Genomic DNA, 26,060 nt, shown 5'->3' on the forward strand with positions numbered 1-26,060 from the left:
AAATCATTTTTAGTTAGTGAAGATTACTCTTCATCTAACTCGATATTAATACCTAGCGAACGAATCTCTTTTAACAATACATTAAATGATTCTGGAATCGCAGGTTCCATACGATGATCACCATCTACAATATTTTTATACATCTTAGTACGGCCGTTTACGTCATCTGATTTAACCGTTAGCATTTCTTGTAGTGTGTAAGCAGCACCATAAGCTTCAAGTGCCCATACTTCCATCTCACCGAAACGCTGACCACCAAATTGAGCTTTACCACCCAATGGCTGTTGAGTAACCAGACTATATGAACCTGTAGAACGTGCATGCATCTTATCATCAACTAAGTGATTTAATTTCAGCATGTACATATAACCTACTGTTACCGGACGTTCAAACTGCTCACCTGTACGACCATCATACAATGTAATTTGGCCTGAAGTCGGCAAATCACCCAATTCTAGTAATGACTTGATTTCTTGCTCTTTTGCACCATCAAACACTGGTGTAGCAAGTGGCATACCATTACGTAAATTTTGTGCCAATGTCATGACTTCTTGATCGGTAAATTCTGCAACATTTACTTTTTGTGCAGCACCTAAACCAAGATCGTATGCTTTTTGGATAAACTCACGTAATTTAGCAAGTTCTTGCTGTTCTTTAAGCATTGTATCAATTTTTTGACCAATACCTTTAGCCGCCATACCTAAGTGGGTTTCTAGGATCTGTCCAATGTTCATACGAGACGGAACCCCTAGTGGGTTTAACACGATATCGACTGGACGACCTTTGTCATCATATGGCATATCTTCAATTGGATTAATCTTAGAGATAACCCCTTTGTTACCATGACGACCCGCCATTTTATCACCAGGCTGAATTTGACGTTTAACCGCTAAGTAAACTTTAACAATTTTGAGCACACCAGGTTGTAAATCATCACCTTGTGTAATCTTCATGCGTTTAGCTTCAAGCTTTTTGTTAAACTCAAGTTTAATTTCTTCGTGCTGTTCAGCAAGTTGCTCTAACTGTGCTTGTTTGCTTTCGTTTGAAATACCGATTGTTAACCATTTTTCTCGTGGTAAGGCATCTAATTTATCAGCTTTAATACCACCTGAAATTAACACATCACGAATACGCGCAAATAAAGCTGCTTCTAAGATTTTAAGCTCTTCAGTTAAATCTTTTCTTGCTTGTTTAAGTTGCATCTCTTCAATTTCAAGTGCACGTTTATCTTTTTGTACACCATCACGAGTGAAGACTTGGACATCAATAACCGTACCAGAAACACCATTTGGTACACGTAAAGACGTATCTTTAACGTCAGATGCTTTTTCACCAAAAATTGCACGTAGTAATTTTTCTTCTGGTGTTAATTGTGTTTCACCTTTAGGCGTCACTTTACCAACAAGAATATCACCACCTTTAACTTCAGCACCGATATAAACAATACCTGATTCATCTAATTTAGAAAGCGCAGCTTCACCCACATTTGGAATATCAGCGGTGATTTCTTCAGCACCTAATTTAGTATCACGAGATACACAAGATAACTCTTGAATATGGATCGAGGTGAAACGATCATCTTGTACCACTTTTTCAGAAACTAAAATAGAATCCTCAAAGTTATAACCATTCCATGGCATAAATGCCACGCGCATGTTTTGACCTAATGCAAGTTCACCTAAATCAGTTGATGGACCATCTGCAAGTACATCACCACGTTCAACTTTTTCGCCTAATTCCACGCATGGAATTTGATTGATACAGGTATTTTGGTTAGAACGGGTATATTTAGTTAAGTTATAAATATCAATCCCTGTTTCACCCGCATACATTTCATCGGCATTTACATTGACTACGATACGTGACGCATCAACATATTGAACAGTACCACCACGACGAGCAACGGCTGTTACACCTGAGTCAACAGCTACCGCACGTTCCATACCGGTACCAACAAATGGTTTTTCCGCTTTTAATGTCGGAACTGCTTGACGTTGCATGTTTGCACCCATCAAAGCACGGTTCGCATCGTCATGTTCCAAGAATGGAATTAATGACGCACCAACTGACACGATTTGTTGTGTTGAAACGTCCATATAATGAACTTGTTCAGGACTATATAAGCCCGACTCACCATTTAAACGACAAGTCACTAAATCTTCTTTAAAGCGACCTTCCTCATCAAGGTTTGAGTTCGCCTGTGCAATAACAAATTCACTTTCGTCAATTGCTGATAAATAATTAATTTCATCAGTCACAACACCGTCAATCACTCGACGATATGGTGTTTCTAAGAAACCATACTCATTAGTACGAGAATAGACCGCTAACGAGTTAATCAAACCGATGTTTGGACCTTCAGGCGTTTCAATCGGACATACACGACCATAATGAGTTGGATGTACGTCACGGACTTCAAAGCCTGCTCGCTCACGAGTTAAACCACCCGGACCTAATGCAGAAATACGACGTTTATGCGTAATTTCAGATAATGGATTGTTTTGATCCATAAACTGAGATAACTGGCTAGAACCAAAGAACTCACGGATTGCCGCTGAAATTGGTTTAGCATTAATCATATCTTGTGGCATTAATGAATCAAGATCACCTAAAGATAAACGCTCTTTTACGGCTCTTTCAACACGCACTAAACCAATACGGAATTGGTTTTCTGCCATTTCACCAACGCTACGAATACGACGATTACCTAAGTGGTCGATATCATCAACATCACCATGACCATTACGAATACTGATTAATTTCTTCATAACGTCAACGATATCATCTTTAGTTAAAACGCTTTGACCTTCAATATCATCACGACCTAAAGAACGATTAAATTTCATTCGACCAACCGCTGATAAATCATAACGTTCATCAGAGAAGAATAAGTTGTCAAATAACGCTTCTGCTGCTTCTTTTGTTGGTGGCTCACCTGGTCGCATCATGCGATAAATTTCAACTAATGCACCTAAACGATCGCGTGTTGAATCAACATTTAATGTTTCAGAGATAAACGCCCCATGATCAAGATCATTGGTGAATAATGTTTCAATTTTTTTGTAGCCTGCATTCGTTAATTCTAATAACAATTCTAATGAAATTGGTGTATTAGCAAATGCAATGACTTCACCTGTTGCGTCATTGACATAGTTTTTAGCAAGCACTTTATTAACGATGTATTCAACAGGTACATCAATTTTGCTTACTTTATCTTTTTCTAATTCACGAATATGACGTGCAGTAATACGGCGACCTTTTTCAGCGTACACTTTACCTTTTGATTCAATATCAAATAAGGCTGTTTCACCACGTAAACGCTCTGGGACTAAATCCATTTTTAATTTGGATTTGCCAACTTCAAAAATGGTTTTCTCAAAGAAGATATTTAAAATTTCTTCTGTTTCATAACCTAATGCGCGCAAAATAATTGTTGCTGGAAGTTTACGACGACGGTCAATACGAGCAAAAAGATTGTCTTTTGGATCAAATTCGAAATCAAGCCAAGAGCCACGATAAGGAATAATCCGAGCATTATATAAAACTTTACCAGAAGAGTGTGTTTTACCTTTATCACTATCAAAGAACACACCTGGACTACGATGTAATTGTGAAACGATTACCCGTTCGGTACCATTGATTACAAATGTTCCATTGTCCGTCATTAAAGGAATTTCGCCCATGTAGACGTCTTGCTCTTTAATATCTTTTACAGTTCCTTCTGGTGCATCTTTATCATAAATAACTAAACGTAATTTTACGCGCAACGGTGCTGAGTAAGTGATCCCTCTAATTTGACATTCTTTTACATCAAACACAGGTTCGCCCATCTTAAAGCTCACGTATTGTAACTCAGCATTACCACTATAACTTTTTATCGGAAATATTGAACGAAAAGCGGCTTCTAAACCATACTGACCTTCTGGATCTTGCTCAATAAATTTCTGGAACGAATCAAGTTGAATAGAAAGAAGATACGGTATATCCAAGACTTGTGGACGCTTACCAAAATTCTTACGAATTCGTTTTTTCTCGGTATAAGAGTAAACCATTAGTTCCTCAACTTGCTTATCTGCTATTTTAGCATGATTAAATATTCATCAGGAGCACTTCAATCGAATAATAACGCCTGACACCTCATCGAAAATATCTATAAATATCAATTGATTAGGCTTAATAAATATACTATTTCTTTATTGCTTTTTATTGATAGTCTTCAAATAAAATTCTTCGACTTTTTACAGCGCAAAAAGGCTGGAGGTAAAACCCCCAGCCATTTAGCTTGCTATCGATTAACTTATTTAAGTTCGACAGCTGCACCAGATTCTTCAAGTGCCTTTTTAAGTTCTTCAGCATCAGCTTTGCTAACACCTTCTTTAACTGTTGCAGGAGCTGATTCAACAAGATCTTTAGCTTCTTTTAAGCCTAAACCAGTTGCACCACGAACTGCTTTGATAACAGCTACTTTATTTGCACCAACATCTTTTAAGATTACATCAAATTCAGTTTTCTCTTCAGCTGCTTCAGCTGGACCTGCTGCTGCAACTGCAACTGCTGCTGCTGCAGAAACACCGAATTTTTCTTCCATCATAGATACTAGTTCAACAACGTCCATTACAGACATTTCAGCAACTGCATCTAAAATTTGTTCTTTAGTGATAGACATAATATAGTTTCCCAAATTTACAATTTTTAATTAATAAAATTCGTCATCATACTGCTAATTAAGCAGCTTCTTTTTGATCACGAACAGCTGCAAGAGTACGAACCAATTTGCCAGCTGCGGCTTCTTTCATGGTTGACATCAAGCGAGCTAATGCTTCTTCATAAGTAGGTAATGTTGCTAAGCGATCAATGTTCGCTGCAGTAATTAACTCACCTTCAAAGGCTGCGGCTTTAATCTCAAATTTATCGTTTTCTTTTGCAAACGCTTTAAAAATACGCGCAGCAGCACCTGGGTGCTCGTTTGAAAACGCAATTAGAGTAGGACCAACAAACGTATCTTTTAAACACTCATATTGAGTGCCCTCTACAACACGGCGTAATAGCGTATTACGAACAACACGCATATAAACACCCGCTTCACGAGCAGATTTACGTAATGCAGTCATTTTTTCTACAGTTACGCCACGAGAATCGGCAACAACTGCAGATAGCGCACCTTTGGCGATTTCATTAACTTCAGCAACAATTTCTTGTTTATTTTGAAGATTTAGTGCCATTGGTTTTGCTCCTGGATTAAAACTAGGCAAAGCCTAGACTTATTTAAACTAACTATAACAATATAGTTAGCACAACCACGATGAGCAGAATTCCTGTATTATATCTTATCAGGTTCTGTCACCGTCTACGTAGGAAAATTAAGTAATTAAACGTCAATTACACCTACGGTCTTGGACGGGGTCTGGTTAAGGCCAGACACCAACCGATTTTTTTGTTTAATTAATAATGATTAATTAAACAGATGCATTCAATGTTGTTTGATCGATAGCAACACCAGCGCCCATAGTAGTAGAAAGACTTACTTTCTTCACAAAGACACCTTTAGAAGATGCTGGTTTTGCACGTTTTAACGCAACAAGTAATGCTTCTAAATTTTCTTTAAGTTTAGCTGCATCAAAATCAGCTTTACCGATAGTAGTATGGATAATACCATTTTTATCGTTACGGTAACGGATTTGACCTGCTTTCGCATTTTTTACTGCTTCAGCAACGTTAGGCGTTACAGTACCAACTTTAGGGTTTGGCATTAAACCACGTGGTCCTAAAATTTGACCTAATTGACCAACTACACGCATAGCGTCTGGCGATGCGATAACGACATCAAAATTCATTTCGCCTTTTTTAATTTGATCCGCAAGATCGTCCATACCAACTAATTCAGCACCCGCTTCTTTAGCTGCTTCTGCATTTGCACCTTGTGTAAACACAGCTACACGAACACTACGACCAGTACCATGTGGCAATACAATTGCACCACGAACATTTTGGTCTGATTTACGTGAATCAATACCTAAATTTACAGCAACATCAACGCTTTCAGTAAATTTAGCAGTCGCAAGCTCTTTTAATAAAGCAATTGCTTCGTTGATTTCATATTGTTTAGTTGCATTCACTTTTTCGCGGATAAGTTTAGCTTTCTTAGATAATTTAGCCATCGATTAACCCTCCACTTCCAAGCCCATTGAACGAGCGGTTCCTTCAATAGAACGCATCATTGATTCAATGGTAGCACCATTCATATCTGCAGCTTTTAATTCAGCGATTTCGCGAATTTGAGCACTCGTTACTTTACCTACTTTTTTCTTGTTAGGCTCACCTGAACCAGACTTGATTTTAGCAGCTTTCTTTAATAGTACTGCCGCAGGAGGAGTCTTAGTAACAAAGGTGAATGAACGGTCTGAATAGACTGAAATAACAACTGGAATAGGTAGACCTTTTTCCATGCTTTCTGTTTTCGCATTAAATGCTTTACAGAATTCCATGATATTAACACCATGTTGACCAAGTGCTGGACCAACTGGTGGACTAGGATTTGCTGCACCAGCTGCAACTTGCAACTTGATGTAAGCCTGTACTTTTTTTGCCATTTTTTGGTTTCCTTCTCTCGGGTGCTAACGCTTCTATTATATAAATAGACAGCTCCCCTAAGTTAAATGAGGGCAGAATTATCCTACAATTGATATACAAATGCAAGATTTATTTTATGAACAATTAATACAAAGTAGGCGATTCCCCACTTTGTATTAAAAATGAAAACGTTAATTAAAGTACGTTAACAGCGTTAAGTTCTTTAAATGCAAGTTCTAAACGAGCAACTAAAGAATCTTGACCTTTACGTAACCAAACACGTGGATCATAGTATTTTTTGTTTGGCGCATCAGGTCCTTCAGGATTACCTAATTGACCTTGTAAATAAGCTTCATTTGCTTTGTAGTAATCTAAAATACCCGCCCAGTTAGCCCATTGAGTATCGGTATCGATATTCATTTTAATAACACCATAACTAACTGCTTCTGCAATTTCTTCAGGTGTTGAGCCTGAACCACCATGGAATACGAAGTTCAGTGATTTTTCAGGTAAGTTGAATTTTTCTGATACGTATTTTTGTGAGTTATCTAAAATTTTTGGTGTTAATTTAACATTACCTGGTTTATATACACCATGCACGTTACCAAATGATGCAGCGATAGTGAAACGAGGACTAATTTCGCTTAAACGCTCATAAGCATAAGCGACATCTTCAGGTTGAGTATAAAGTGCTGAACTGTCCATATGGCTGTTATCCACACCATCTTCTTCACCACCAGTACAACCTAATTCTAGCTCTAATGTCATTTTCATTGCAGACATACGAGCAAGATACTGACAACAAATATCAATGTTATCTTTTAATGTTTCTTCTGACAGGTCGATCATATGTGAAGAAAATAGTGGTTTACCGGTTTTAGCAAAGTGAGTTTCACCAGCATCAAGTAAGCCATCAACCCATGGAAGTAATTTTCTTGCACAGTGGTCAGTGTGAACAATCACTGGTACACCATATTTTTCAGCCATTAAATGAACATGTTTTGCACCAGAGATAGCGCCTAGTACTGCACATTCTTGTCCTTCTAATTTAAGACCTTTACCAGCGATGAACTGTGCACCACCATTTGAGAATTGAACAATAACAGGGGAACCTACTTTTGCCGCTGTTTCAATTACCGCATTAATTGTGTTGGTATCAACACAGTTAACTGCTGGTAAAGCAAAGTTATTTTCACGAGCGATTTGAAATACTTTTTGAACATCATCACCAGTTACAACACCGGGTTTAACGACATCAGAAATCTTTGTAGCCATTTTATTACCTATGATTTAATTATTATAAAAAATAAAGGATGAGTAATCATCTCATCCTTTTTACTGAATCTATATTATGCTTTTGCTCTCGCTTCTAACATTGCAACAGCAGGAAGTTTTTTACCTTCAACAAACTCAAGGAAGGCACCTCCACCAGTTGAGATGTAAGAAATTTTATCTTCAATTCCAAATAAGTCAATTGCAGCTAACGTATCACCACCACCAGCAATTGAAAAACCTTCACTATCAGCAATTGCTTTAGCAACAATTTCAGTCCCACGACGGAAATTAGGGAATTCAAATACACCAACTGGACCATTCCATAATATGGTTTTCGCTTTTTTAATAATATCAGCTAATGCTTCAGCTGATTTATCACCTAAATCAAGAATTTGTTCATTTTCTTTAACATCAGAAACTGATTTTTCTGTAGCCGTTGCTGTTTCACTGAATTCAGTCGCAACACGTACATCAGTTGGAACAGGAATATGGCAGTTAGCCATCAATTTTTTCGCTTCCGGGATTAAATCCGCTTCATATAGCGATTTACCTACATTATAACCTTCAGCCGCAATGAAAGTATTAGCAATACCGCCACCGACAATAATTTGATCAGCGATTTTTGAAAGCGAATCAAGTACAGTAAGTTTAGTTGATACTTTAGAACCCGCAACAATCGCAACCATTGGACGAGCTGGGTTATCAAGTGCTTTTCCTAATGCATCAAGTTCCGCAGCTAATAAAGGGCCAGCACATGCGATAGGTGCAAATTTACCCACACCATGCGTTGAAGCTTGAGCACGGTGAGCTGTTCCAAATGCATCCATTACATAGATATCACAAAGTGCGGCATACTTTTTAGATAACGTTTCATCATCTTTACCTTCACCTACATTGAAACGTACATTTTCAAGAACCACTAATTCGCCTTCTTTAACATCTACGCCATCAAGGTAATCTTTAACAAGACGGACAGGAAATGAAACATGTTCTTTTAAGTAATCAACGACTGGTTGCAATGAGAATTCAGGGTTATATTCTCCCTCTGTTGGACGACCAATGTGAGAAGTCACCATCACTTTAGCGCCTTTTTTGATTGCTTCTTCAATTGTCGGTAATGATGCCTTGATACGTGCATCAGAAGTGACTTTACCATTTTTGACTGGTACATTAAGATCTGAACGAATAAATAAACGTTTCCCTTTTAGATCAAGATCTTGCATTCTAATAACAGACATGAGACTTCCTCTTAATAAAAAAATATAAATAAAAATAAACTTCATGTATTCTAACATAAAAATTCTTTTTAGGTTATAGCGATTATTGTTCAAATAGTAAACGTTTGTCATCAATGTGTAATTTATAAATTGCAAATTTTTTATGTAACGGCATTGACAACTGGCAGAAAATCAGGCATATTTTGCCGCCTTATTAATATGTAATTTTATTTAAACTTGGGAGTTGACTTTGGCTAATATCAAATCAGCTAAAAAACGTGCGGTTCAATCCGAAAAACGCCGTAAACATAATGCTAGTAACCGTTCAATGATGCGTACTTATATCAAAAAAGTTTACGCAGCTGTTGCAGCTGGTGATAAACAAACAGCTGAAGTAGCATTCAAAGACATGCAAGCAGTTGTTGACCGTCAAGCGGCTCGTGGCTTAATCCACAAAAATAAAGCTGCACGTCATAAAGCAAATTTAATTAAACAGATTAAAGCATTGGCTTAATGCCCTCATCTGTTAACCATATATAGTTAAAAAAATGCTAAAAAGTGGTGTAAGCCACTTTTTTTATTTGTATACTAATCAGTTATTCCATATCAATAAAAAAAGAACAAGAGAGTATATTGTGGTTCAGCGTGATTATGTAAGAAGAAAAAGTCGACCGAAAAAAAACAAATCAAGCTTTATGCCAAAATTTATGATATTTATGGCAATTGCCCTTATTGTCTTATTTTCTGCCATTCTTTATTTTATTACCAATAATAAACCTAACAAACCCGCTGAACAACCAAAAGTCAAAACGCCTCCACCTGCCGTTACCTTGCCAGAGCAGCCTCAGGAACGTTGGACATACCTTAAAGCGTTAGAAACGCCCAATGCCAGTTCAAACGCAACATCGAATTCAGTTGCAAGTGAACGACAACAAATTTTAGACAGTTTTGCGAATAACACCAATACACGATCGAATGCCAATCAAACATCATCGACAACAACAAAATGGACATTACAATGTGGTGCTTTTAAGGAAAAAGCCAATGCAGACACTCTAAAAGCTCAACTTGCTATGGTAGGTATAAATGGTAATATTTCTTCTGGTCAGTTATATCGTGTTACAGCTGGACCCTATACTAGCAAAAGCGAAGCTGATAAAGCGTTGAGCTCACTAAAAAATAGTGGGATCAATAATTGTATTCTTTCTAACAAATAGAAAAAACCATGAAAACATTTCAGCAGATAACGTTGTTCTTAAAAATGTTGTGGGCTAAAATCAATCAAGATCAGTTGACCACATCCTCTGCCAGCCTTGCCTATACCACAATACTGGCACTCGTTCCGCTTATTACTGTTATTTTTTCATTATTATCCGCTTTTCCAATGTTTGATGAAATTAGCCTATCGCTAAAACAGCTCATTTACAGTAATCTTGTTCCTACCGCAAGTGATACCATCCAAAATTACTTAGAACAATTCATTGCCAATACGAAGAAGATGACGGTAGTAGGCATAGTGGGATTAATCGTTACCTCATTATTGCTTATTAACTCAATTAATAGTGCGCTTAATCATATTTGGAGAACGAAACGTAAACGCTCATTTATGTATAATCTAACCATGTACTGGACAATATTGACTTTGGGACCTATTTTAGCGGGCTCAAGTGTAGCGGTCAGTTCATATATATTTTCGTTAAACTGGTTATCAACTGGCACAACAGGAAATATTATGCTGAGTAGTTTACCGTTTATTATTTCTGTCGTTGGATTTTGGCTACTCTACAGTATTATACCTACTGAATCCGTTCCTTTTAAAGAATCATTCATTGGTGCCATTGTTGCAGCAATATTGTTTGAAATAGGTAAACGTGCCTTTGCGTTTTATGTAAGTTCATTTCCAACTTATCAGTTAATCTATGGCGTAGTATCTTCCATTCCAATCATGCTTGTTTGGATTTACTGTTCTTGGTGTATTGTCTTATTTGGCGCTGAATTTGCCGCAACCTTAACCGAATTTAACCGCACTAAAAAACGAATATCGGATAACCAAACTCAACCGGAGTAATATTTTTATGATCGCCTTAATCCAACGTGTTAAACAAGCTTCTGTCACTGTTGAAGATCAGATTATTGGAAAAATTAATCATGGTTTGTTGATATTACTCGGTGTCGAGCAAGATGATGACGAACAAAAAGCAATTCGATTATGTGAAAAAGTTCTTGGCTACCGTATTTTCAGTGACAGCGACGGCAAGATGAACCTTAATGTTAATCAAGCTCAAGGGGAAGTTCTTGTTGTATCCCAATTTACTTTAGTTGCAGATACCCAAAAAGGAATGCGTCCAAGCTTTACCAAAGGAGCTAAACCAGAAGATGCCAATAGACTGTATCAATTCTTTGTTGAGCAATGCAAAAAAAATATTAAGACGCAAACCGGTCAGTTTGCAGCAGATATGCAAGTATCATTAATTAATGATGGACCGGTAACCTTCTGGCTTCAGGTTTAGTCATTTAACGGATCATAGTCTTATGCAGGAATAGTATCTACTTCACCTAATTCAGCAAAACAGTCATTTACAATATACTCAATCTAAAATCATTTTATTTTCTTAAGCATATCGATATCGGGTTGATTTTCATTTAAGCCTAATTGATTTAATTTATTGGTGTAAAACTGTTTAACATCCTGCCAATGATAATAAGGATATTGTTGGGTGCTAATTGGCAGATGGACTTCTTGTTCATTTAATAAGATTTTAACTAGTATCGGATGATGTGGTTGTTCACTTTTATAAAAAATCCATTGTATATTGGCGCCCATAGGAATTATTTTTTCTGCATGCCAGACAGTCGGATAATCAAATAGCGTCTTAGCAACTTTTGTTGTACCCTCTATTTCCATTAGCGTTGCTAATGGTGAAAGCGTCTCTGCATGAGCAAAACGCAAATTAGCATCAACATTATTACTGGTAATTGCAGTATCGGCTGTCATTAGCATATCCCTTAATAACGGTGCTGCAATTTTAATTTGAATACCATTGGCATCAAATGCCGGACCTATTTGTAAATAATTTTTGGCAGTGACAACTGTATTAAACCACGCATTTGCTTCCTCTGAAAAATAATCATCAAAATTAAGTTGATGATTAACTAATACCTCAGTAGGTAATGCCTGTAACTCTTGATAGAGTTGATAAACGGCCAGACTAAAATCTTCGGTTTTAATCGAATTATATTCACCAATATCCATTCCAACATTTAATTTTTCAATAAAATCAAGGGTAAAAAATTTCATAGCAACTGTTTGACTCAGTGCGATAGTTTTAGGTGAAAATTTAATTTCTTTTAAAGCATTTTTAACCACTTTACTCTGTTTATATTTATCATAAGCAGGCGAATAGTTAAAAAAGCGTAACAACGTTTGTCCATTTTCGGGCTGGGTGGTGACTTGAATATGAGGATATTTTGCTTTAAAGGGTTGGACAAAAATTTCAGCCGTCTCTTTAGCCCTGGGCGACGTAGATGAAATCACCGCAATGTTATGTCCTTTAAAGACCGTTGGATTATTTTTTAACATTCGCTGACTGATGAGACCAATATCTTGACGCCCTAAATCGGTTAACTCTCCATAGTGATTATTATTCAACTGTTTAATATACAAAACTTGCTTGAGTAATGATTTTCCTTCATCAGTGAGTTGATTATCTTTGTCGGCTAATAATAATGTTTGATAGGCAATCTCTTCATATTTTGATTTACTAATATAGCGAGAACCATGACGACCAATATGATTAATATAAAATGCTTGATAGCCTTTTGGAGCTGGGGTAATGGTTTGCTTAGTATCATAATGATAGGCGGTTTTTGAGCCTGCTAGTTGTGGTAATGCAAAACAAAATGAAGAGAAAGCAAGTAACATAATTGTACCTATTCCCCTAGAAGAATGAACAAACACGTTTTGATTAATTACTACCATACATTGCTCCTACTAATCATACCATATCGAGAAAAGCGAATGAGTCTACGACATTATTTTTAAACGTTACCGGTATCAAATCAATAGAAAAAGCATATTAGCAACAATTTATAGAATCATCTTTGATAAATTCATTATACCGCAATTGGAAAATTGCCTAACGCAATTAAATGACGATATAAATTATTTTGATAACACTCTTTTAATTTTTGTAAAAAAGATTATCTTAGTAAGCATTTCAAAAAACTTCTATTAGTCGAATAAAATAATGAAATTATATGGCATAACTGGCACCAAAATTTGTTGCGCTTTTATCGCAGCGTGCATAAAAGATCGTTACACATCTACCCGTTTTTTTAAGGATTTAATTGCTGGTATTACGGTTGGTATTATTGCTATACCATTAGCCATGGCTTTAGCAATAGCGAGTGGTGTTCCACCACAACATGGGCTTTACACCGCAATAATTGCAGGTTTTGTCATTGCATTAACCGGAGGTTCACGCTTCAGCGTATCGGGCCCAACAGCGGCATTTGTCGTGATTTTATATCCCGTTTCATTACAATTTGGTTTGTCTGGATTACTTGTTGCGACCTTATTATCCGGTGTCTTTCTAATTATTATGGGAGTAATTCGACTTGGTCGATTAATTGAATATATTCCTTTACCTGTTGTTTTAGGCTTTACCTCTGGCATTGCAATAACTATCGCCACCATGCAAATCAAAGATTTTTTTGGTTTAACACTTGAACACATGCCGGAAAGCTATATTAGCAAGGTAACCGCTTTAGTTAAAACCTTTCCAACCATTAATTTTGCCGATACTTTAGTAGGGATTGTAACACTGATAGTACTAATTGTGTGGCCGAAACTTCGAATAAAAATATCCGGGCATTTACCGGCATTAATAACGGGTATTTTGGTCATGTTTATTTTGAATCAATTTGGCTATGAAATTGAAACTATCGGTTCTCGATTTACCTATATTTTACCTGATAATAGCATCGGTCATGGTATCCCGTCCGTTTTACCCGAATTTATCTTACCTTGGCAGCACGCTGATTTTAAATGGGATTGGTCAATGTTATCCGCTCTGCTTCCAATTTCGCTTACAATGGCAATGCTATGCGCGATTGAATCATTATTATGTGCCGTCGTATTAGATGAAATGACCCATACAAAACATCACTCAAATAGTGAACTTATCGGACAAGGATTAGGCAATATCATTGCGCCGTTTTTTGGAGGGATTTCAGCAACAGCCGCTATAGCCCGTTCCGCTGCTAATGTCAAAGCAGGCGCAACATCACCTATTGCAGCTGTGCTGCATTCGATTGTAGTATTGCTTGCACTCATTTGTTTTGCACCATTATTATCCTATATTCCTTTATCAGCAATGGCGGCCTTGTTATTAATTGTGGCATGGAATATGAGCGCTGTACAACGAGTGATATATATAATTAAATGCGCACCTAAAGATGATATTTTAATCATGCTTATTTGCATGTCTTTAACCGTATTATTTGATATGGTTATTGCTATAACACTTGGCATAGTGTTAGCTTCAATCCTATTTATGCGTCGTATTGCACACATGACACGATTGGTTGAACTCAATCGAAGCAGTGAAAAAACATTAGTACTTCGCATTAATGGACCACTATTTTTTGCCGCCGCTGAACGTACCTTTTCCGAAATCTATCAGAAGATAAATGGCTATGAGCACATCGTATTACAGTGGGATGCGGTGCCTATTCTTGATGCGGGTGGGCTTAATGCATTACGCCATTTTGTTGATGAATTGCCAGAACAAGTAGATTTATCTATTTGTGAATTACAATTCCAACCATTGAAAACATTAGCCAGAGCCAAGTTTATACCGATTTCGAATAAATTAATGTTTTATTCAACATTAGATGAAGCACTGAAAGATAAAAATTAAAAGGACAATTAGTTTTATTATATTGATTAATTATTATACGTAAAGGAAATAGTACGCATTTTCTTTGCACATTTAGCATTACCTCCGTCATGCTTTCTTTTCGCTCGCTAAAAACGTCTGGCAAGTTTGAATTGAAAGGCTATGTTGATTACAACCGAAAGTTAACCATATAAAATAGGAATTTAATATGATATCTACTGAAAATAACACTCAAGATCTTAAACAAAAAACAGGCTGGTTTATTTTTATCGGTGTGATTTTAATTATTTTGGGATGCTTAGCATTAGGCTACCAGTTTATTGCAACTGTCTTTTCTGTTTACTTTATCGGTTCATTACTTTTAATTGCAGGTATTGCACAAATAATACATGCCTTTAATATTAAAGGATTTGGTCAAACAGCCTTATGGGCGGTAATGGGCATTTTGTATATCTTTATCGGATTAATGGCGTATTTCCAACCTATTGCCGTTTCTTCTGCATTTACATTACTGATTTCACTCTTACTGGTTATCAGTGGGTTTACACAAATATTTGCTTCATTAAATAACCGAGAAATACCACGTTGGGGATGGATTTTAGCATCGGGGATTATTACGCTAATTTTAGGTTTAATGATTATTGCCGGCTGGCCATACGATAGTCTTTGGGTATTGGGCATGTTTTTAGGAATTGACCTTATTTTCCAAGGTTGGGCGTATGTTGCTATCGGTTTTGCACTTAAAAAGCGCCAATAGTTAAAATAACTATACTAATTGCTCATAATCAAGTGTTTTGGGATTATGAGCAATGTTTTCTAACTCATTCAATCTCACTGTCATTTTCTGAACGTATTGAAAAGCAGGCTATTTATAGCTTTTATTTGTTTTAGCCTTCACATCCTTCATGGATTGTAAAATACGATGATAATTATCAAGTCTCGATGGTGCTATTTTTCCTTCTTGTACCGCTTTTTGTAACAAACATCCTGGTGTATTTAAGTGATTACAATCACGGAATTGACACCCGCCTAAATAATCATCAAACTCTATAAAGCCATGAATAACTTGTTCAGGTTCAAGATGCCACAATCCAAATTCACGAATCCCCGGCGAATCAATAATATCGCCACCATTGGGTAAATGATAAAGCCGTGTAGAGGTTGTGGTATGTTGACCAAGACCCGATAATTCAGAGATATCGCCTGTTAAAGCTGATTGTGCCTGTTCAGGCAATAACAGATTAATAATGCTTGATTTACCTACGCCAGACTGACCAACCAAAATAGACACTTTTCCTTGCAACGCATCTTGCAAAGGGGCTAACCCTTGCTGATTTTGACAAGAGACAAACAATAACGGATAACCAATATCCCGATAAATTGATAACTGCTTTTCAATCTCAGTACGCTGTTCAGGGGTAAGTAAATCAATTTTATTTAACACAATTATGGGCTGAATATTGGTTGCTTCACAAGCCACTAAATAACGATCAATAATGTTCAAGGATAATTCCGGTAAAACTGCCGATATAATGATAATCTGATCGACATTGGCTGCGACAGGTTTTACACCGTCATAAAAATCCGGACGCACCAATTCTGAGTGTCGAGGATGTACCGCCTCAATAATACCATTAGTATTGGGTTCCAAACTCTCTCGCCATATTACTTTATCACCGGTAACCAACGACGGTAAGGTACGGCGAATACTGCAACGATAAATTAGTCCAGTATCATCTTCGACGTCAGCGGATTTACCATAACGACTCACAACGACACCTTCACGCGGCAACGAAAAACTCGACAAGTTGTCATCTTGTCTTGTCTCTAATCGTTGCTGATGTTTAGCAGCTACACGCCTTTTTTGATTTTTTGATAATTGATTTTTTGCCACAGTTACGAATTTTTTACTAAACAGTTTGACAGATATGCTACACTACTCGGCATTAAAAAGAAAATTTCCACAGCAAATTATGATCAAACACTCTCAAATTAATAGCAGTAATCTAATTTGGATTGATCTTGAAATGACGGGACTTGATCCAAAAACTGATCGTATTATTGAAATTGCCACTATTGTAACTGACTCTGACCTGAATATTCTTGCAGAAGGTCCGGTTATTGCTGTTCATCAATCAGATGAACAATTAGCGCTCATGGATGAATGGAATCAAAACACTCATGGCAATTCGGGATTAATCGACCGTGTACGCAAAAGTACTATTTCAGAACAGCAAGCCGAACAACAAACCATCGCATTCTTACAACAATGGGTACCAGAAAACTGCTCACCAATATGTGGTAATACGATTGGTCAAGATCGGCGGTTTTTATTTAACTATATGCCGAAGTTAGAAAAATATTTTCATTATCGTTATTTAGATGTCAGTACTATTAAAGAATTAGCAAAACGTTGGAAACCCGAAATTTTGAAAGGCATTACTAAACAAGGTACCCATCAAGCGCTTGACGATATTCGTGATTCCATTTCAGAACTTGTCTATTATCGTCAGCATTTTTTTAATCTAGATCATTAACGTGCATGCAAATTATCTATACCCTTTTATTATATCTAATTCAGCCATTTGTTTGGCTAAAACTATTATGGCGCAGTCGTAAAGCGCCAGCCTACCGTCAGCGCTGGTTAGAACGATATGGTTTTTGCAAAAATAAAGTCAAACCAAATGGTATTTTAGTGCATGCCGTATCCGTAGGTGAAACAATAGCGGCGATTCCGCTAATTAAAGCATTGCAACAAAAATATCCACAGTTACCAATCACTGTTACCACCATGACGCCGACAGGTTCTGAGCGAGTAAAATCGTTATTAAAAGACAGTGTCAGTCATGTTTATCTACCCTATGATCTGCCCGGAGCCATAAAACGATTCTTAAAAACCACAAAGCCTAAAATTGTTATAATTATGGAAACTGAACTTTGGCCTAATTTAATTAGCCAATGTTATAAACAAAAAATTCCTTTAATTATTGCAAATGCCAGATTATCAGAACGATCTGCTGCTCGCTATGGCAAATTAGGCAAAGCAGTCAAACAATTATTTTCGAAAATCAGTATGGTGGCAGCTCAAAATCAGCAAGATGGTGAACGATTTGTTTCACTTGGTTTACCTGCTGATCATTTAGCAATAACAGGCAGCATAAAGTTTGATATTAACTTATCCAATGAGCAGCGCCAAAACATAAACCAGTTAAAACAACAATGGCAATTAAAAAGGCCTGTGTTAATTGCAGCAAGTACCCATAGTGGCGAAGATGAAATTATTTTAACTGCATTTAAAAAATTACTGCTTAAACATGCCAATTTATTGTTAATTCTGGTTCCACGTCATCCTGAACGTTTTAAAACGGTTGAAAAACTCATTAGTGATAATGGTTTTAATTATTTAAAGCGTAGTACAAATCAAATACCTACAGAACAAACTCAAATAGTTTTGGGCGATACAATGGGCGAACTAGTAGAGCTTTACGCAATGGCAGATATCGCTTTTGTTGGTGGTAGCCTAGTAAAACAGGGTGGACATAATCCTTTAGAGCCTGCACTGCACCATATTGCTATTATTACCGGTGAATATTTTTTTAATTTCCAAGTGATTTGTGAACAGTTGATTGAAGCGCAAGGAATGATTGTTTGCACAAACTCAGCGGATGATTTATATTCAACAATAGATCGCCTATTAAATGATAATAGTCGCCGAGTACAACTGGGCGAAAATGCCTATCTCGTTTTGAAGCAAAATCAAGGAGCACTCAGTAGACTTTTAGCAGTTATTAACCATTATCTTAATATCAAATGAGGCTAAGCTGTGGATAAAAAAAACGGTTTATTATTGGTTAATTTAGGTACACCTAGCGCGACAACGCCAGATGCTATAAAACAGTATTTAACAGAATTTTTGCTTGATCGACATGTTGTTGATCTGCCCAGCTTTATTTGGTATCCAATTTTAAAATATATTATTTTACCTAAACGTATCCCCTACATTCTCAAGCATTACCAAAAAATCTGGATAAAGGGTAGTTCACCTTTGTTACATTACAGTAAATTGTTACACGAAAAATTGCAGCAACACTTACCCAATATAAAATGTGAGCTTGCCATGACGTATGGTGAGCCGAGTCTTCAAGCTGCCTTAAATAACTTAAAATCCTGTAAAAAAATTACGTTGTTACCCCTATTCCCGCAATATTCTACAACCACAACACTTGCCGTTCTAGATAAAATCAAACAATTAAATGATACCAATATTATAAGAAGTAATATTCACTATATTCGAGACTATGCTGATCACCCAAGTTACATTAATGCACTCTATTTACAGATAAAACAGGCTTTTTTAGAACAAGGGCAACCCGATGTTTTACTCCTTTCTTATCATGGTATGCCTGAGCGCTATATTATTAAACGCCATGATGATTATATCGAGCGATGTGAACTCACCACCTTATTATTAATTGAAAAGTGTTTAGCGAACGGCATCACGCTGCCAATACAAATGGCCTATCAATCAAAATTTGGAAAAGGAAAATGGGTTGAACCAAACACGAGTGACATACTTAGAAATTTAGCTTTAAATGGCGTGACTCGTGTTCATGTGATGTGCCCAGGATTTTCTGCGGATTGTATTGAAACTTGTTATGAAATAGATCAAGAAAATCGAGAAATATTCCTTAATTCAGGAGGAAAACACTTTCATTACATCCCTGCATTAAATGATTCACAACAACATATTAATACTATCATCGATCTCATACATCAGACGGAATCTTAAAAACCGATCCGACTTTTTTTTCGATTAATTTGATTTAAAATAAGATTAAAACTATATTTGCAAGTGAAATGTTAAATTTAACACATCATTGTACATTTATTACAATTAAAATGGACAATTATGAATACTTATCGATATGCTTTGTTACTTTACCTTAATCAATAAGCAGATAAGTGTTCAAAATAGGCGCACAAAGGAGAATAATAGATGAAAATAATCATTATTGGAGCTCAAGCAGCTGGGGCGAGTGCTGCAGCTAAAGCCAAAAGAATAAACCCTAATGCAACAATTCGTATCTATGAAAAATCGGATATTGTTTCATTCGGTGCGTGTGGCTTACCTTATTATATTGGCAATCATTTTACTGATGCTAATGAAATGATATCCCGAACACCTGAACAATTTCAAAAAGATGGTATTGAAATAAAAACACGACATGAAGTGATATCTGTTGATGTTAAACAAAAAAAATTACTTATTAAAGATTTAAGTAACGGTGAAAACATTGAAGATAGCTATGACAAATTGCTATTTGCTGTAGGTGCAAGTCCAATTATTCCAACACTGGCTAATGATCAGCTGGACAATATTTTTACGTTACGCAATCTTTATGATGGATTAGCAATCAAAGAAGCGCTGTCAAAACCGGAATGCAAAAATATTATTATTGTTGGAGCTGGTTATATTGGATTGGAAATAGCCGAATCACTGGTTGCATTAAAAAAGAAAGTAAAATTAATTCAATTAGACAATCGAGTATTAGTCGAAGCATTCGATGAGCAACTTACTGACATTATTCAGGAAAATATTGAGCAACATTGTGACTTACATTTACAAGAAAGTGTCCAAGGTTTTGTTGGTCAAGATAAAGTGACGCAGGTTATTACAAATAAAGGACAATATCCTGCTGATCTGGTCATTATCGCTACTGGCGTTAGACCAAATAGTCAAATCTACAAAAACATTGGCATTAATACCCTAAATAATGGTGCCATTATTACCGATGATTTAGGTAGAACAAATATCACTGATATTTATGCCGCTGGAGATTGTGCCACGCTGTTCCATAAAGTCAGCCAAACTAAAGTCTATATTCCATTAGCAACTGGCGCAAACAAATTGGGGAAAATTGTAGGTGAAAACATTGCAGGTGGCAATTGTCAATTTCCTGGTACGTTAGGCACATCAGCGCTCCGAGTATTTAATATTGAAGCAGGACGAACAGGAATAACTGAAAATGAAGCCATCAAATTAAGTATCCCCTATAAAACGGTTTTAGTAAACGATAAAAACCACAGTAATTATGTTGAAGGTCAATCACCCGTTACGGCTAAACTTATTTATCATGCTGAAACACGCAAGATTTTGGGGGGACAATTAGTCGGCGGCACTGGTTCTGCATTGAGAATAAATGTATTAGCAACAGCAATATGGTCACAAATGAAGATTGACGAACTTACAATGTTAGATTTTCTGTATGCACCACCTTTTTCACGGCCTTGGGATATTTTAAATATTGCAGGTTCCATTGCCAAATAGAGATGATGAAAAGAGTGTTTACTAATCACTCAAAAATAGTCAATAAATAAAATTAAAGCATTATTGATAATTATTTAATTATATACCCCCTAAAAGGGCGAGGATCGATTATGTCAGATGCCATTTTTCACGGGATTTTTTTTGAAAAATTCCTCTCCATTACTCATTACCAAACATTAATTGGTCTTGGGCTATTACTTATTTGTTTTTTTGTCATAATGAAACCATTACAAGACAAAAAAGTTAATTTTTCAGTTCGCATGTTAGTTGGCTTGATACTTGGGGCAGTTCTTGGTCTGGGAATCCAATGGTCGGCAGGTTTTCCTAAAAGTTCGACGGTTTGGATGCAAGAGATTGCAACATGGTATGGTCTTTTTGGGCGTGCCTTTATTGCCTTTATACGTATGCTAGTGATTCCACTGGTATTTGTCTCAATAGTTAAAGTTATTATTGATTTTTCGGGAAAAAAGAATTTACCTCAAATTGCATTCCGTGGCATTTTTTGGTTACTTTTTACAACGGCAATCGCTTGTATAGTCGGCATTGTTTTAGCTAACGTTTTTGAACTCGGTGAAATAAGCTCAACATCAGTACATCACGCTCAAGCTAAGCATTATACCAATATTATTGATACCTTCGTTAATCTGATTCCTAGCAATATTATCGGTGCCATGGCAAAAGAAAATATTGTAGGATTAGTTATCTTTTCAGCATTAATGGGGCTTGCCGCCAATAGAATGGAAAAGAAAAACCCTCAACCAATTGCCTTGTTTAAAACATTTATTGAAGCGCTATATAAAATTGTTATGTCAATTGCAATGACCGTAATTAAATATATGCCGTATGCCGTCATTGCGTTACTCGCCCGTACAATTATATCTAATGGTATTCCTGCAATTGTTGAAGTATCAAGTTTTGTTGCAGCGGTTTATATTGCAACTCTCGTTATGCTTGTTGTACATGTATTAATTGTCTTAATTCATGGTATTTCACCAGTAATGTTTATCAAAAAAGCATTAGGAACATGGCTATTAGCTTTCACTAGCCGCTCGTCAGTGGGTACCTTACCGATGACTATTTCAACATTAACCGTCAGAATGGGCGTCAACACTGGTACAGCAAACTTAGTTGGCTCACTTGGCAGCACCATGGGTATGAATGGTTGTGCTGGATTTTTTCCTGCGTTATTAGCGGTAATGGTTGCGCATATGGTTGGAATAGATACCAATGTTCAATTTTACATTATGCTTGTAATAGTCGTTGTCATTGGATCAATAGGAATTGCAGGCATTCCAGGAACAGCAACCGTTGCGGCAACAGTGGTTTTATCTGGGATGGGAATGGTCGAATACTTCCCGTTAATTGGTATGGTACTCGCTGTCGATCCAATTATTGATATGGCTCGAACTTTAGCTAACGTATCGGGCGCAATGACCGCAGCGGTTGCCACAGATCGTGAAGTAGGATTGATGAATATGAATGTCTTTAACGATCCGAATGTCACTCTGGATAATGACAACGCCGAAGCTTAAGTAACAACAATATATATTCAATGATAAAAAGGACGCGATTAAGCGTCCTTTTTTAGGTTAATAAAACAATTCAAACCAATTAAAGTGATTTCAACCAATCAGAAACATCTTTACCTAATGTTTTGTGACGCATGGCATATTGAACAAACGTTTGTATATAACCAAGTTTATTACCACAATCATGACTTTGTCCTTTAATACAGTACGCATCGACAGGCTCTTCTTCAAGTAACATTGCAATGCCATCTGTTAATTGAATTTCACCGCCAGCACCTAATGGCGTTTTAGCAAGTAATGGCCAAATTTTCTCAGATAATACATAACGCCCAACCACAGACTGATTTGATGGCGCATCCTCAACCGACGGTTTTTCAACCACACTATACATCTGTGCCACATTCCCTGCGGCAAGTTCTTCACCACGACAATCGACAATACCATATGAAGACACTAATTCCTTAGGTACAGGTTCAACCATAATTTGACTATGCTTAGTTTCGTGGTAATTATGAATCATGGCAGCTAAATTGTCACAAGTCAGATCGCTTTCATATTCATCAATAATCACATCCGGTAATACTACTGCAAAAGGTTCATCGCCCACTAAAGGATAGGCACATAAAACAGCGTGACCAAGCCCTTTAGCTAAACCTTGACGTACACTTGTTATCGTTACATGTTTAGGAAGTATACTTTGCACTTCTTGTAACAATTGACGCTTCACCCGTGCTTCTAACATGGCTTCTAATTCAAAGCTGGTGTCGAAATGGTTTTCTATTGAATTTTTGGATGAATGCGTAACAAAAATGATTTCGGTAATACCGGCTGCAATACATTCATTAACCACATATTGAATAAGTGGTTTATCCACAACAGGTAACATTTCTTTAGGAATTGCTTTCGTTGCGGGTAACATGCGTGTTCCTAGACCAGCAACAGGGATAACCGCTTTTTTTACTTTACCCTTTAGGGAATTTTCAAAATTAAATGACATAATCATTCCTCAAAAAAATTAACGGCTAATACTATCATAATTTGCTTCCGTTGGACGACCATTAATAAATGGTATTTTTAACGCTCACAGACTTTAACATAAAAGGTATCAAAATAAGTGTATGAATAAATGCTCTCTACATCTTTTTTCGATCAAACTGGTCTAAAAAATTGAACCAATAGATTTTGGTATAGACCATGATCGCCTACGATAAAAATAGTATTGATAATCTGTAAAAAAACGAATGCGTTAGCAAATTTATATTGTTTTAGAAAATAAGTAAGTTAAATAGATGTTTATAACAATTAACAGCGAATTCCCAATTAGTTCAAATAAAAACAACTTATCAATATATGGAATAAAATGATGTGAATTACTATAAACAAATTCTTCCTAAAAACAGTGAAAACATCATATGTAATCAATCATAAAGTTAATAACCAATAAAAAATAAGTTAAAAAATACCAATGTCGACTACAATGAATTAACCCTCTAATCCTTACAATTTTTTTGTATTAGTATTAGCTTGTCTCAATTTAATAAATTATCAAAAATCATTTTATGTAAATATTCATTTCAAACAAAAAAATAAGATCTGACGCAATATGAATTAATATATATTATTAAATATCCAACAGTTACTTGATTAAAAGCACAGTTCGTCAACTTGACGAACTGTGCTTTTATGAGAAAAATAGATTTATTTTAGAAGTAAATGTGAATGATAAATTATGTATATTTCGACTCACTGCTCCATTTATAATCTATCGCTCACTTCATCAGCCGTATGGGTAATTGCTTTACCACCAGATTGAACATCTTTACCGACACCACTTACCGTATTACAACCCACGACAAACATTGCCATAACTAACCCTAGCATTAACATTAACATTTTTCGGAACATATTAAATACTCCTCTAATTAATTACATGGTTATTTTAATGTAGCAAACGCTTCTGCTACTCGATGAATATTATGGTGATTTAAACCCGCCACACACATCCGTCCACTGCCCACCAAATAAACAGCAAAGTTATTTTTTAAATGTGTGACTTGTTCTTCAGAAAATCCAGTATAACTAAACATACCTCGCTGTTTGATCAGATAATCAAAATTGTTTTCGGGTACTAACTTATTTAGTAATTCAACAAGCTTTATTCGCATTGAGATAATACGTTCACGCATTGCAGTAACTTCATTAATCCATTGGGTTTTAAGTTCGACATTATTCAAAATATAACTAACAAGATGAGCACCATAGGCCGCAGGACTTGAATAATTTCGACGTACGGTTGCTTGAAGTTGACCAAGTACACGATTAGCGACTTCGCTGTTATCACATAAAACGGATAAACCACCCACTCTTTCACCATATAACGAAAATGTTTTTGAAAAAGAGTTACACACAAAACCACATATCCCTAACTCTGCCACTCGTCTAATTGCATATGCATCATCTTCGATACTCTTACCAAATCCTTGATAGGCAATATCCATAAAGGGAATAAGATCGCGTGTTTTTAATATATCAATAACCTGATCCCACTGTGCATGGGTTAAATCGGCACCGGTTGGATTATGACAACAAGGGTGTAGCAAAACAACGCTTTTAGCCGGTAATTGATGTAAAGTTTCAAGCATTGCATCAAACTTAACGCCACAAGTTTGTGAATCAAAATACGGATATTTATTTACCTTAAATCCAGCACCATGAAAAATGTCTATATGATTTTCCCATGTTGGATCACTGACCCAAACTTCTGATTTCGGAAAATAGCGAAACAAAAAATCAGCACCTATTTTTAATGCACCTGAACCACCTAAAGTTTGAATGGTTGCAATGCGTTTATCTTTAAGAGCGCTGTGTGTTTCACCAAATAGCAAACATTGAATAGCTCGACAATAATCAGGTAATCCACTCATCGGTAAATAAAGTGATGCAGTTTTATCGTTTTGATAGATAAAATCACGAGCAGCTTTTACACATGCTAATTGAGGTACAACACTGTTTTCATCATAATAATAACCGATACTTAAATTTGTTTTATTCATTCGGTTATCCTGATTAAACTCAGCAACTAATGATAAAATAGGATCCCCTGCGTACGACTCAACTTTTTCAAACATATTTGCAACCTAATTACACGGCAACTAATGATAAATAATTGTAGATTATTGCATCAACTCAATCGGCAATCAATCATTAAATAGAAGTTTACACGTTCTGTGTATGATTAATC

At 36.3% G+C, this 26,060-nt stretch carries 23 protein-coding genes; 11 read left to right on the forward strand and 12 right to left on the reverse strand.

The annotated features are described in order from the left end of the window. Positions 1-23: 23 nt before the first annotated feature. The 7 genes from rpoB to pgk form a co-directional block, all read right to left on the reverse strand. Positions 24-4,052 (reverse strand): DNA-directed RNA polymerase subunit beta, encoded by a 4,029-nt coding sequence (gene rpoB, locus ACGH46_RS10055; RefSeq protein WP_065559746.1) that lies wholly within the window; start codon positions 4,050-4,052, stop codon positions 24-26. 245 nt (positions 4,053-4,297) lie between these two features. Beyond that, positions 4,298-4,666: a 50S ribosomal protein L7/L12 gene (rplL, locus tag ACGH46_RS10060; protein ID WP_065559747.1), complete on the reverse strand. Its 369-nt coding sequence runs from the start codon at positions 4,664-4,666 to the stop codon at positions 4,298-4,300. Between the two features lie 58 nt (positions 4,667-4,724). Further along, positions 4,725-5,222 carry a 50S ribosomal protein L10 gene (gene rplJ, locus ACGH46_RS10065; RefSeq protein ID WP_025316516.1) on the reverse strand — a complete coding sequence of 166 codons (498 nt, stop codon included), beginning with the start codon at positions 5,220-5,222 and terminating at the stop codon, positions 4,725-4,727. A 234-nt stretch (positions 5,223-5,456) separates the two neighbouring features. After that, positions 5,457-6,158 carry a 50S ribosomal protein L1 gene (gene rplA, locus ACGH46_RS10070; protein ID WP_065559748.1) on the reverse strand — a complete coding sequence of 234 codons (702 nt, stop codon included), beginning with the start codon at positions 6,156-6,158 and terminating at the stop codon, positions 5,457-5,459. Between the two features lie 3 nt (positions 6,159-6,161). Further along, positions 6,162-6,590, reverse strand: a complete 429-nt coding sequence (gene rplK, locus ACGH46_RS10075) for a 50S ribosomal protein L11 (RefSeq protein ID WP_065559749.1) — start codon at positions 6,588-6,590, stop codon at positions 6,162-6,164. Positions 6,591-6,765: 175 nt separating this feature from the next. Further along, the gene (fbaA, locus tag ACGH46_RS10080; protein WP_065559750.1) at positions 6,766-7,845 is read right to left on the reverse strand and encodes a class II fructose-bisphosphate aldolase; all 1,080 of its coding nucleotides are present in this window, start codon (positions 7,843-7,845) and stop codon (positions 6,766-6,768) included. 74 nt (positions 7,846-7,919) lie between these two features. After that, the gene (pgk, locus tag ACGH46_RS10085) at positions 7,920-9,083 is read right to left on the reverse strand and encodes a phosphoglycerate kinase (protein ID WP_065559751.1); all 1,164 of its coding nucleotides are present in this window, start codon (positions 9,081-9,083) and stop codon (positions 7,920-7,922) included. A 229-nt stretch (positions 9,084-9,312) separates the two neighbouring features. Here pgk and rpsT point away from each other — a divergent pair, with 229 nt between their 5' ends. From rpsT to dtd, 4 genes are read left to right on the forward strand one after another with little or no spacing between them, the layout of a single operon-like run. Further along, positions 9,313-9,576 (forward strand): 30S ribosomal protein S20, encoded by a 264-nt coding sequence (rpsT, locus tag ACGH46_RS10090; RefSeq protein ID WP_025316521.1) that lies wholly within the window; start codon positions 9,313-9,315, stop codon positions 9,574-9,576. Positions 9,577-9,610: 34 nt separating this feature from the next. After that, on the forward strand, positions 9,611-10,279 hold the full coding sequence (locus tag ACGH46_RS10095) for an SPOR domain-containing protein (protein ID WP_220215982.1): 669 nt from the start codon (positions 9,611-9,613) through the stop codon (positions 10,277-10,279). 8 nt (positions 10,280-10,287) lie between these two features. Next, positions 10,288-11,130: a virulence factor BrkB family protein gene (locus ACGH46_RS10100; RefSeq protein WP_220215983.1), complete on the forward strand. Its 843-nt coding sequence runs from the start codon at positions 10,288-10,290 to the stop codon at positions 11,128-11,130. 7 nt (positions 11,131-11,137) lie between these two features. Continuing rightward, positions 11,138-11,572: a D-aminoacyl-tRNA deacylase gene (dtd, locus tag ACGH46_RS10105; RefSeq protein ID WP_220215984.1), complete on the forward strand. Its 435-nt coding sequence runs from the start codon at positions 11,138-11,140 to the stop codon at positions 11,570-11,572. 89 nt (positions 11,573-11,661) lie between these two features. Here dtd and ACGH46_RS10110 read toward each other — a convergent pair whose 3' ends face one another. Continuing rightward, positions 11,662-13,041, reverse strand: coding sequence for a histidine-type phosphatase (locus tag ACGH46_RS10110; RefSeq protein WP_411605529.1), 1,380 nt, complete (start codon positions 13,039-13,041; stop codon positions 11,662-11,664). Between the two features lie 268 nt (positions 13,042-13,309). Here ACGH46_RS10110 and dauA point away from each other — a divergent pair, with 268 nt between their 5' ends. Together dauA and ACGH46_RS10120 are read left to right on the forward strand one after the other, a co-directional pair. Continuing rightward, positions 13,310-14,983, forward strand: a complete 1,674-nt coding sequence (gene dauA / locus ACGH46_RS10115; protein ID WP_220215986.1) for a C4-dicarboxylic acid transporter DauA — start codon at positions 13,310-13,312, stop codon at positions 14,981-14,983. Positions 14,984-15,170: 187 nt separating this feature from the next. After that, on the forward strand, positions 15,171-15,719 hold the full coding sequence (locus ACGH46_RS10120) for an HdeD family acid-resistance protein (RefSeq protein WP_220215987.1): 549 nt from the start codon (positions 15,171-15,173) through the stop codon (positions 15,717-15,719). A 108-nt stretch (positions 15,720-15,827) separates the two neighbouring features. On the opposite strand, the gene rsgA is transcribed toward ACGH46_RS10120, so the two are convergent. Beyond that, entirely contained in the window at positions 15,828-16,856 is a 1,029-nt protein-coding gene (gene rsgA / locus ACGH46_RS10125) for a small ribosomal subunit biogenesis GTPase RsgA (RefSeq protein WP_411605531.1), read from the reverse strand. Positions 16,857-16,935: 79 nt separating this feature from the next. Between rsgA and orn the strand changes: the two genes are divergently transcribed. From orn to ACGH46_RS10150, 5 genes are all read left to right on the forward strand, one after another. After that, positions 16,936-17,499 (forward strand): oligoribonuclease, encoded by a 564-nt coding sequence (orn, locus tag ACGH46_RS10130; RefSeq protein ID WP_065559759.1) that lies wholly within the window; start codon positions 16,936-16,938, stop codon positions 17,497-17,499. A gap of 5 nt (positions 17,500-17,504) precedes the next feature. Then, positions 17,505-18,776, forward strand: coding sequence for a lipid IV(A) 3-deoxy-D-manno-octulosonic acid transferase (waaA, locus tag ACGH46_RS10135; protein ID WP_267380173.1), 1,272 nt, complete (start codon positions 17,505-17,507; stop codon positions 18,774-18,776). A 9-nt stretch (positions 18,777-18,785) separates the two neighbouring features. After that, positions 18,786-19,751 (forward strand): ferrochelatase, encoded by a 966-nt coding sequence (gene hemH, locus ACGH46_RS10140; RefSeq protein WP_411599526.1) that lies wholly within the window; start codon positions 18,786-18,788, stop codon positions 19,749-19,751. Positions 19,752-19,958: 207 nt separating this feature from the next. After that, positions 19,959-21,290, forward strand: a complete 1,332-nt coding sequence (locus tag ACGH46_RS10145; protein ID WP_411605533.1) for a CoA-disulfide reductase — start codon at positions 19,959-19,961, stop codon at positions 21,288-21,290. A gap of 110 nt (positions 21,291-21,400) precedes the next feature. Then, positions 21,401-22,822: a cation:dicarboxylate symporter family transporter gene (locus ACGH46_RS10150; protein WP_411605535.1), complete on the forward strand. Its 1,422-nt coding sequence runs from the start codon at positions 21,401-21,403 to the stop codon at positions 22,820-22,822. Between the two features lie 79 nt (positions 22,823-22,901). Here ACGH46_RS10150 and galU read toward each other — a convergent pair whose 3' ends face one another. The 3 genes from galU to ACGH46_RS10165 form a co-directional block, all read right to left on the reverse strand. Then, positions 22,902-23,816: a UTP--glucose-1-phosphate uridylyltransferase GalU gene (gene galU, locus ACGH46_RS10155; protein WP_267352139.1), complete on the reverse strand. Its 915-nt coding sequence runs from the start codon at positions 23,814-23,816 to the stop codon at positions 22,902-22,904. 758 nt (positions 23,817-24,574) lie between these two features. Then, positions 24,575-24,724, reverse strand: coding sequence for an entericidin A/B family lipoprotein (locus ACGH46_RS10160; protein WP_411590811.1), 150 nt, complete (start codon positions 24,722-24,724; stop codon positions 24,575-24,577). Between the two features lie 29 nt (positions 24,725-24,753). After that, on the reverse strand, positions 24,754-25,947 hold the full coding sequence (locus ACGH46_RS10165; RefSeq protein WP_411605537.1) for an aromatic amino acid transaminase: 1,194 nt from the start codon (positions 25,945-25,947) through the stop codon (positions 24,754-24,756). Positions 25,948-26,060 lie beyond the last annotated feature (113 nt).

Origin of the sequence: Gilliamella sp. CG22, assembly GCF_046635725.1 — a bacterium.
Classification (GTDB): Bacteria; Pseudomonadota; Gammaproteobacteria; order Enterobacterales; family Orbaceae; genus Gilliamella; species Gilliamella apicola_I.

Excerpts from the sequence above, each read along its gene's own strand:
- ACGH46_RS10095 (WP_220215982.1), top strand. The coding sequence starts at position 9,611 with ATGCTAAAAAGTGGTGTAAGCCACTTTTTTTATTTGTATACTAATCAG.
- rpoB (WP_065559746.1), bottom strand. The coding sequence starts at position 4,052 with ATGGTTTACTCTTATACCGAGAAAAAACGAATTCGTAAGAATTTTGGT.
- ACGH46_RS10145 (WP_411605533.1), top strand. The coding sequence starts at position 19,959 with ATGAAAATAATCATTATTGGAGCTCAAGCAGCTGGGGCGAGTGCTGCA.
- dtd (WP_220215984.1), top strand. The coding sequence starts at position 11,138 with ATGATCGCCTTAATCCAACGTGTTAAACAAGCTTCTGTCACTGTTGAA.
- galU (WP_267352139.1), bottom strand. The coding sequence starts at position 23,816 with ATGTCATTTAATTTTGAAAATTCCCTAAAGGGTAAAGTAAAAAAAGCG.
- ACGH46_RS10100 (WP_220215983.1), top strand. The coding sequence starts at position 10,288 with ATGAAAACATTTCAGCAGATAACGTTGTTCTTAAAAATGTTGTGGGCT.
- dauA (WP_220215986.1), top strand. The coding sequence starts at position 13,310 with ATGAAATTATATGGCATAACTGGCACCAAAATTTGTTGCGCTTTTATC.
- orn (WP_065559759.1), top strand. The coding sequence starts at position 16,936 with ATGATCAAACACTCTCAAATTAATAGCAGTAATCTAATTTGGATTGAT.
- rplA (WP_065559748.1), bottom strand. The coding sequence starts at position 6,158 with ATGGCTAAATTATCTAAGAAAGCTAAACTTATCCGCGAAAAAGTGAAT.
- fbaA (WP_065559750.1), bottom strand. The coding sequence starts at position 7,845 with ATGGCTACAAAGATTTCTGATGTCGTTAAACCCGGTGTTGTAACTGGT.
- rplL (WP_065559747.1), bottom strand. The coding sequence starts at position 4,666 with ATGTCTATCACTAAAGAACAAATTTTAGATGCAGTTGCTGAAATGTCT.
- ACGH46_RS10150 (WP_411605535.1), top strand. The coding sequence starts at position 21,401 with ATGTCAGATGCCATTTTTCACGGGATTTTTTTTGAAAAATTCCTCTCC.
- rplJ (WP_025316516.1), bottom strand. The coding sequence starts at position 5,222 with ATGGCACTAAATCTTCAAAATAAACAAGAAATTGTTGCTGAAGTTAAT.
- pgk (WP_065559751.1), bottom strand. The coding sequence starts at position 9,083 with ATGTCTGTTATTAGAATGCAAGATCTTGATCTAAAAGGGAAACGTTTA.
- ACGH46_RS10165 (WP_411605537.1), bottom strand. The coding sequence starts at position 25,947 with ATGTTTGAAAAAGTTGAGTCGTACGCAGGGGATCCTATTTTATCATTA.
- ACGH46_RS10110 (WP_411605529.1), bottom strand. The coding sequence starts at position 13,041 with ATGGTAGTAATTAATCAAAACGTGTTTGTTCATTCTTCTAGGGGAATA.
- ACGH46_RS10160 (WP_411590811.1), bottom strand. The coding sequence starts at position 24,724 with ATGTTCCGAAAAATGTTAATGTTAATGCTAGGGTTAGTTATGGCAATG.
- waaA (WP_267380173.1), top strand. The coding sequence starts at position 17,505 with ATGCAAATTATCTATACCCTTTTATTATATCTAATTCAGCCATTTGTT.
- rplK (WP_065559749.1), bottom strand. The coding sequence starts at position 6,590 with ATGGCAAAAAAAGTACAGGCTTACATCAAGTTGCAAGTTGCAGCTGGT.
- ACGH46_RS10120 (WP_220215987.1), top strand. The coding sequence starts at position 15,171 with ATGATATCTACTGAAAATAACACTCAAGATCTTAAACAAAAAACAGGC.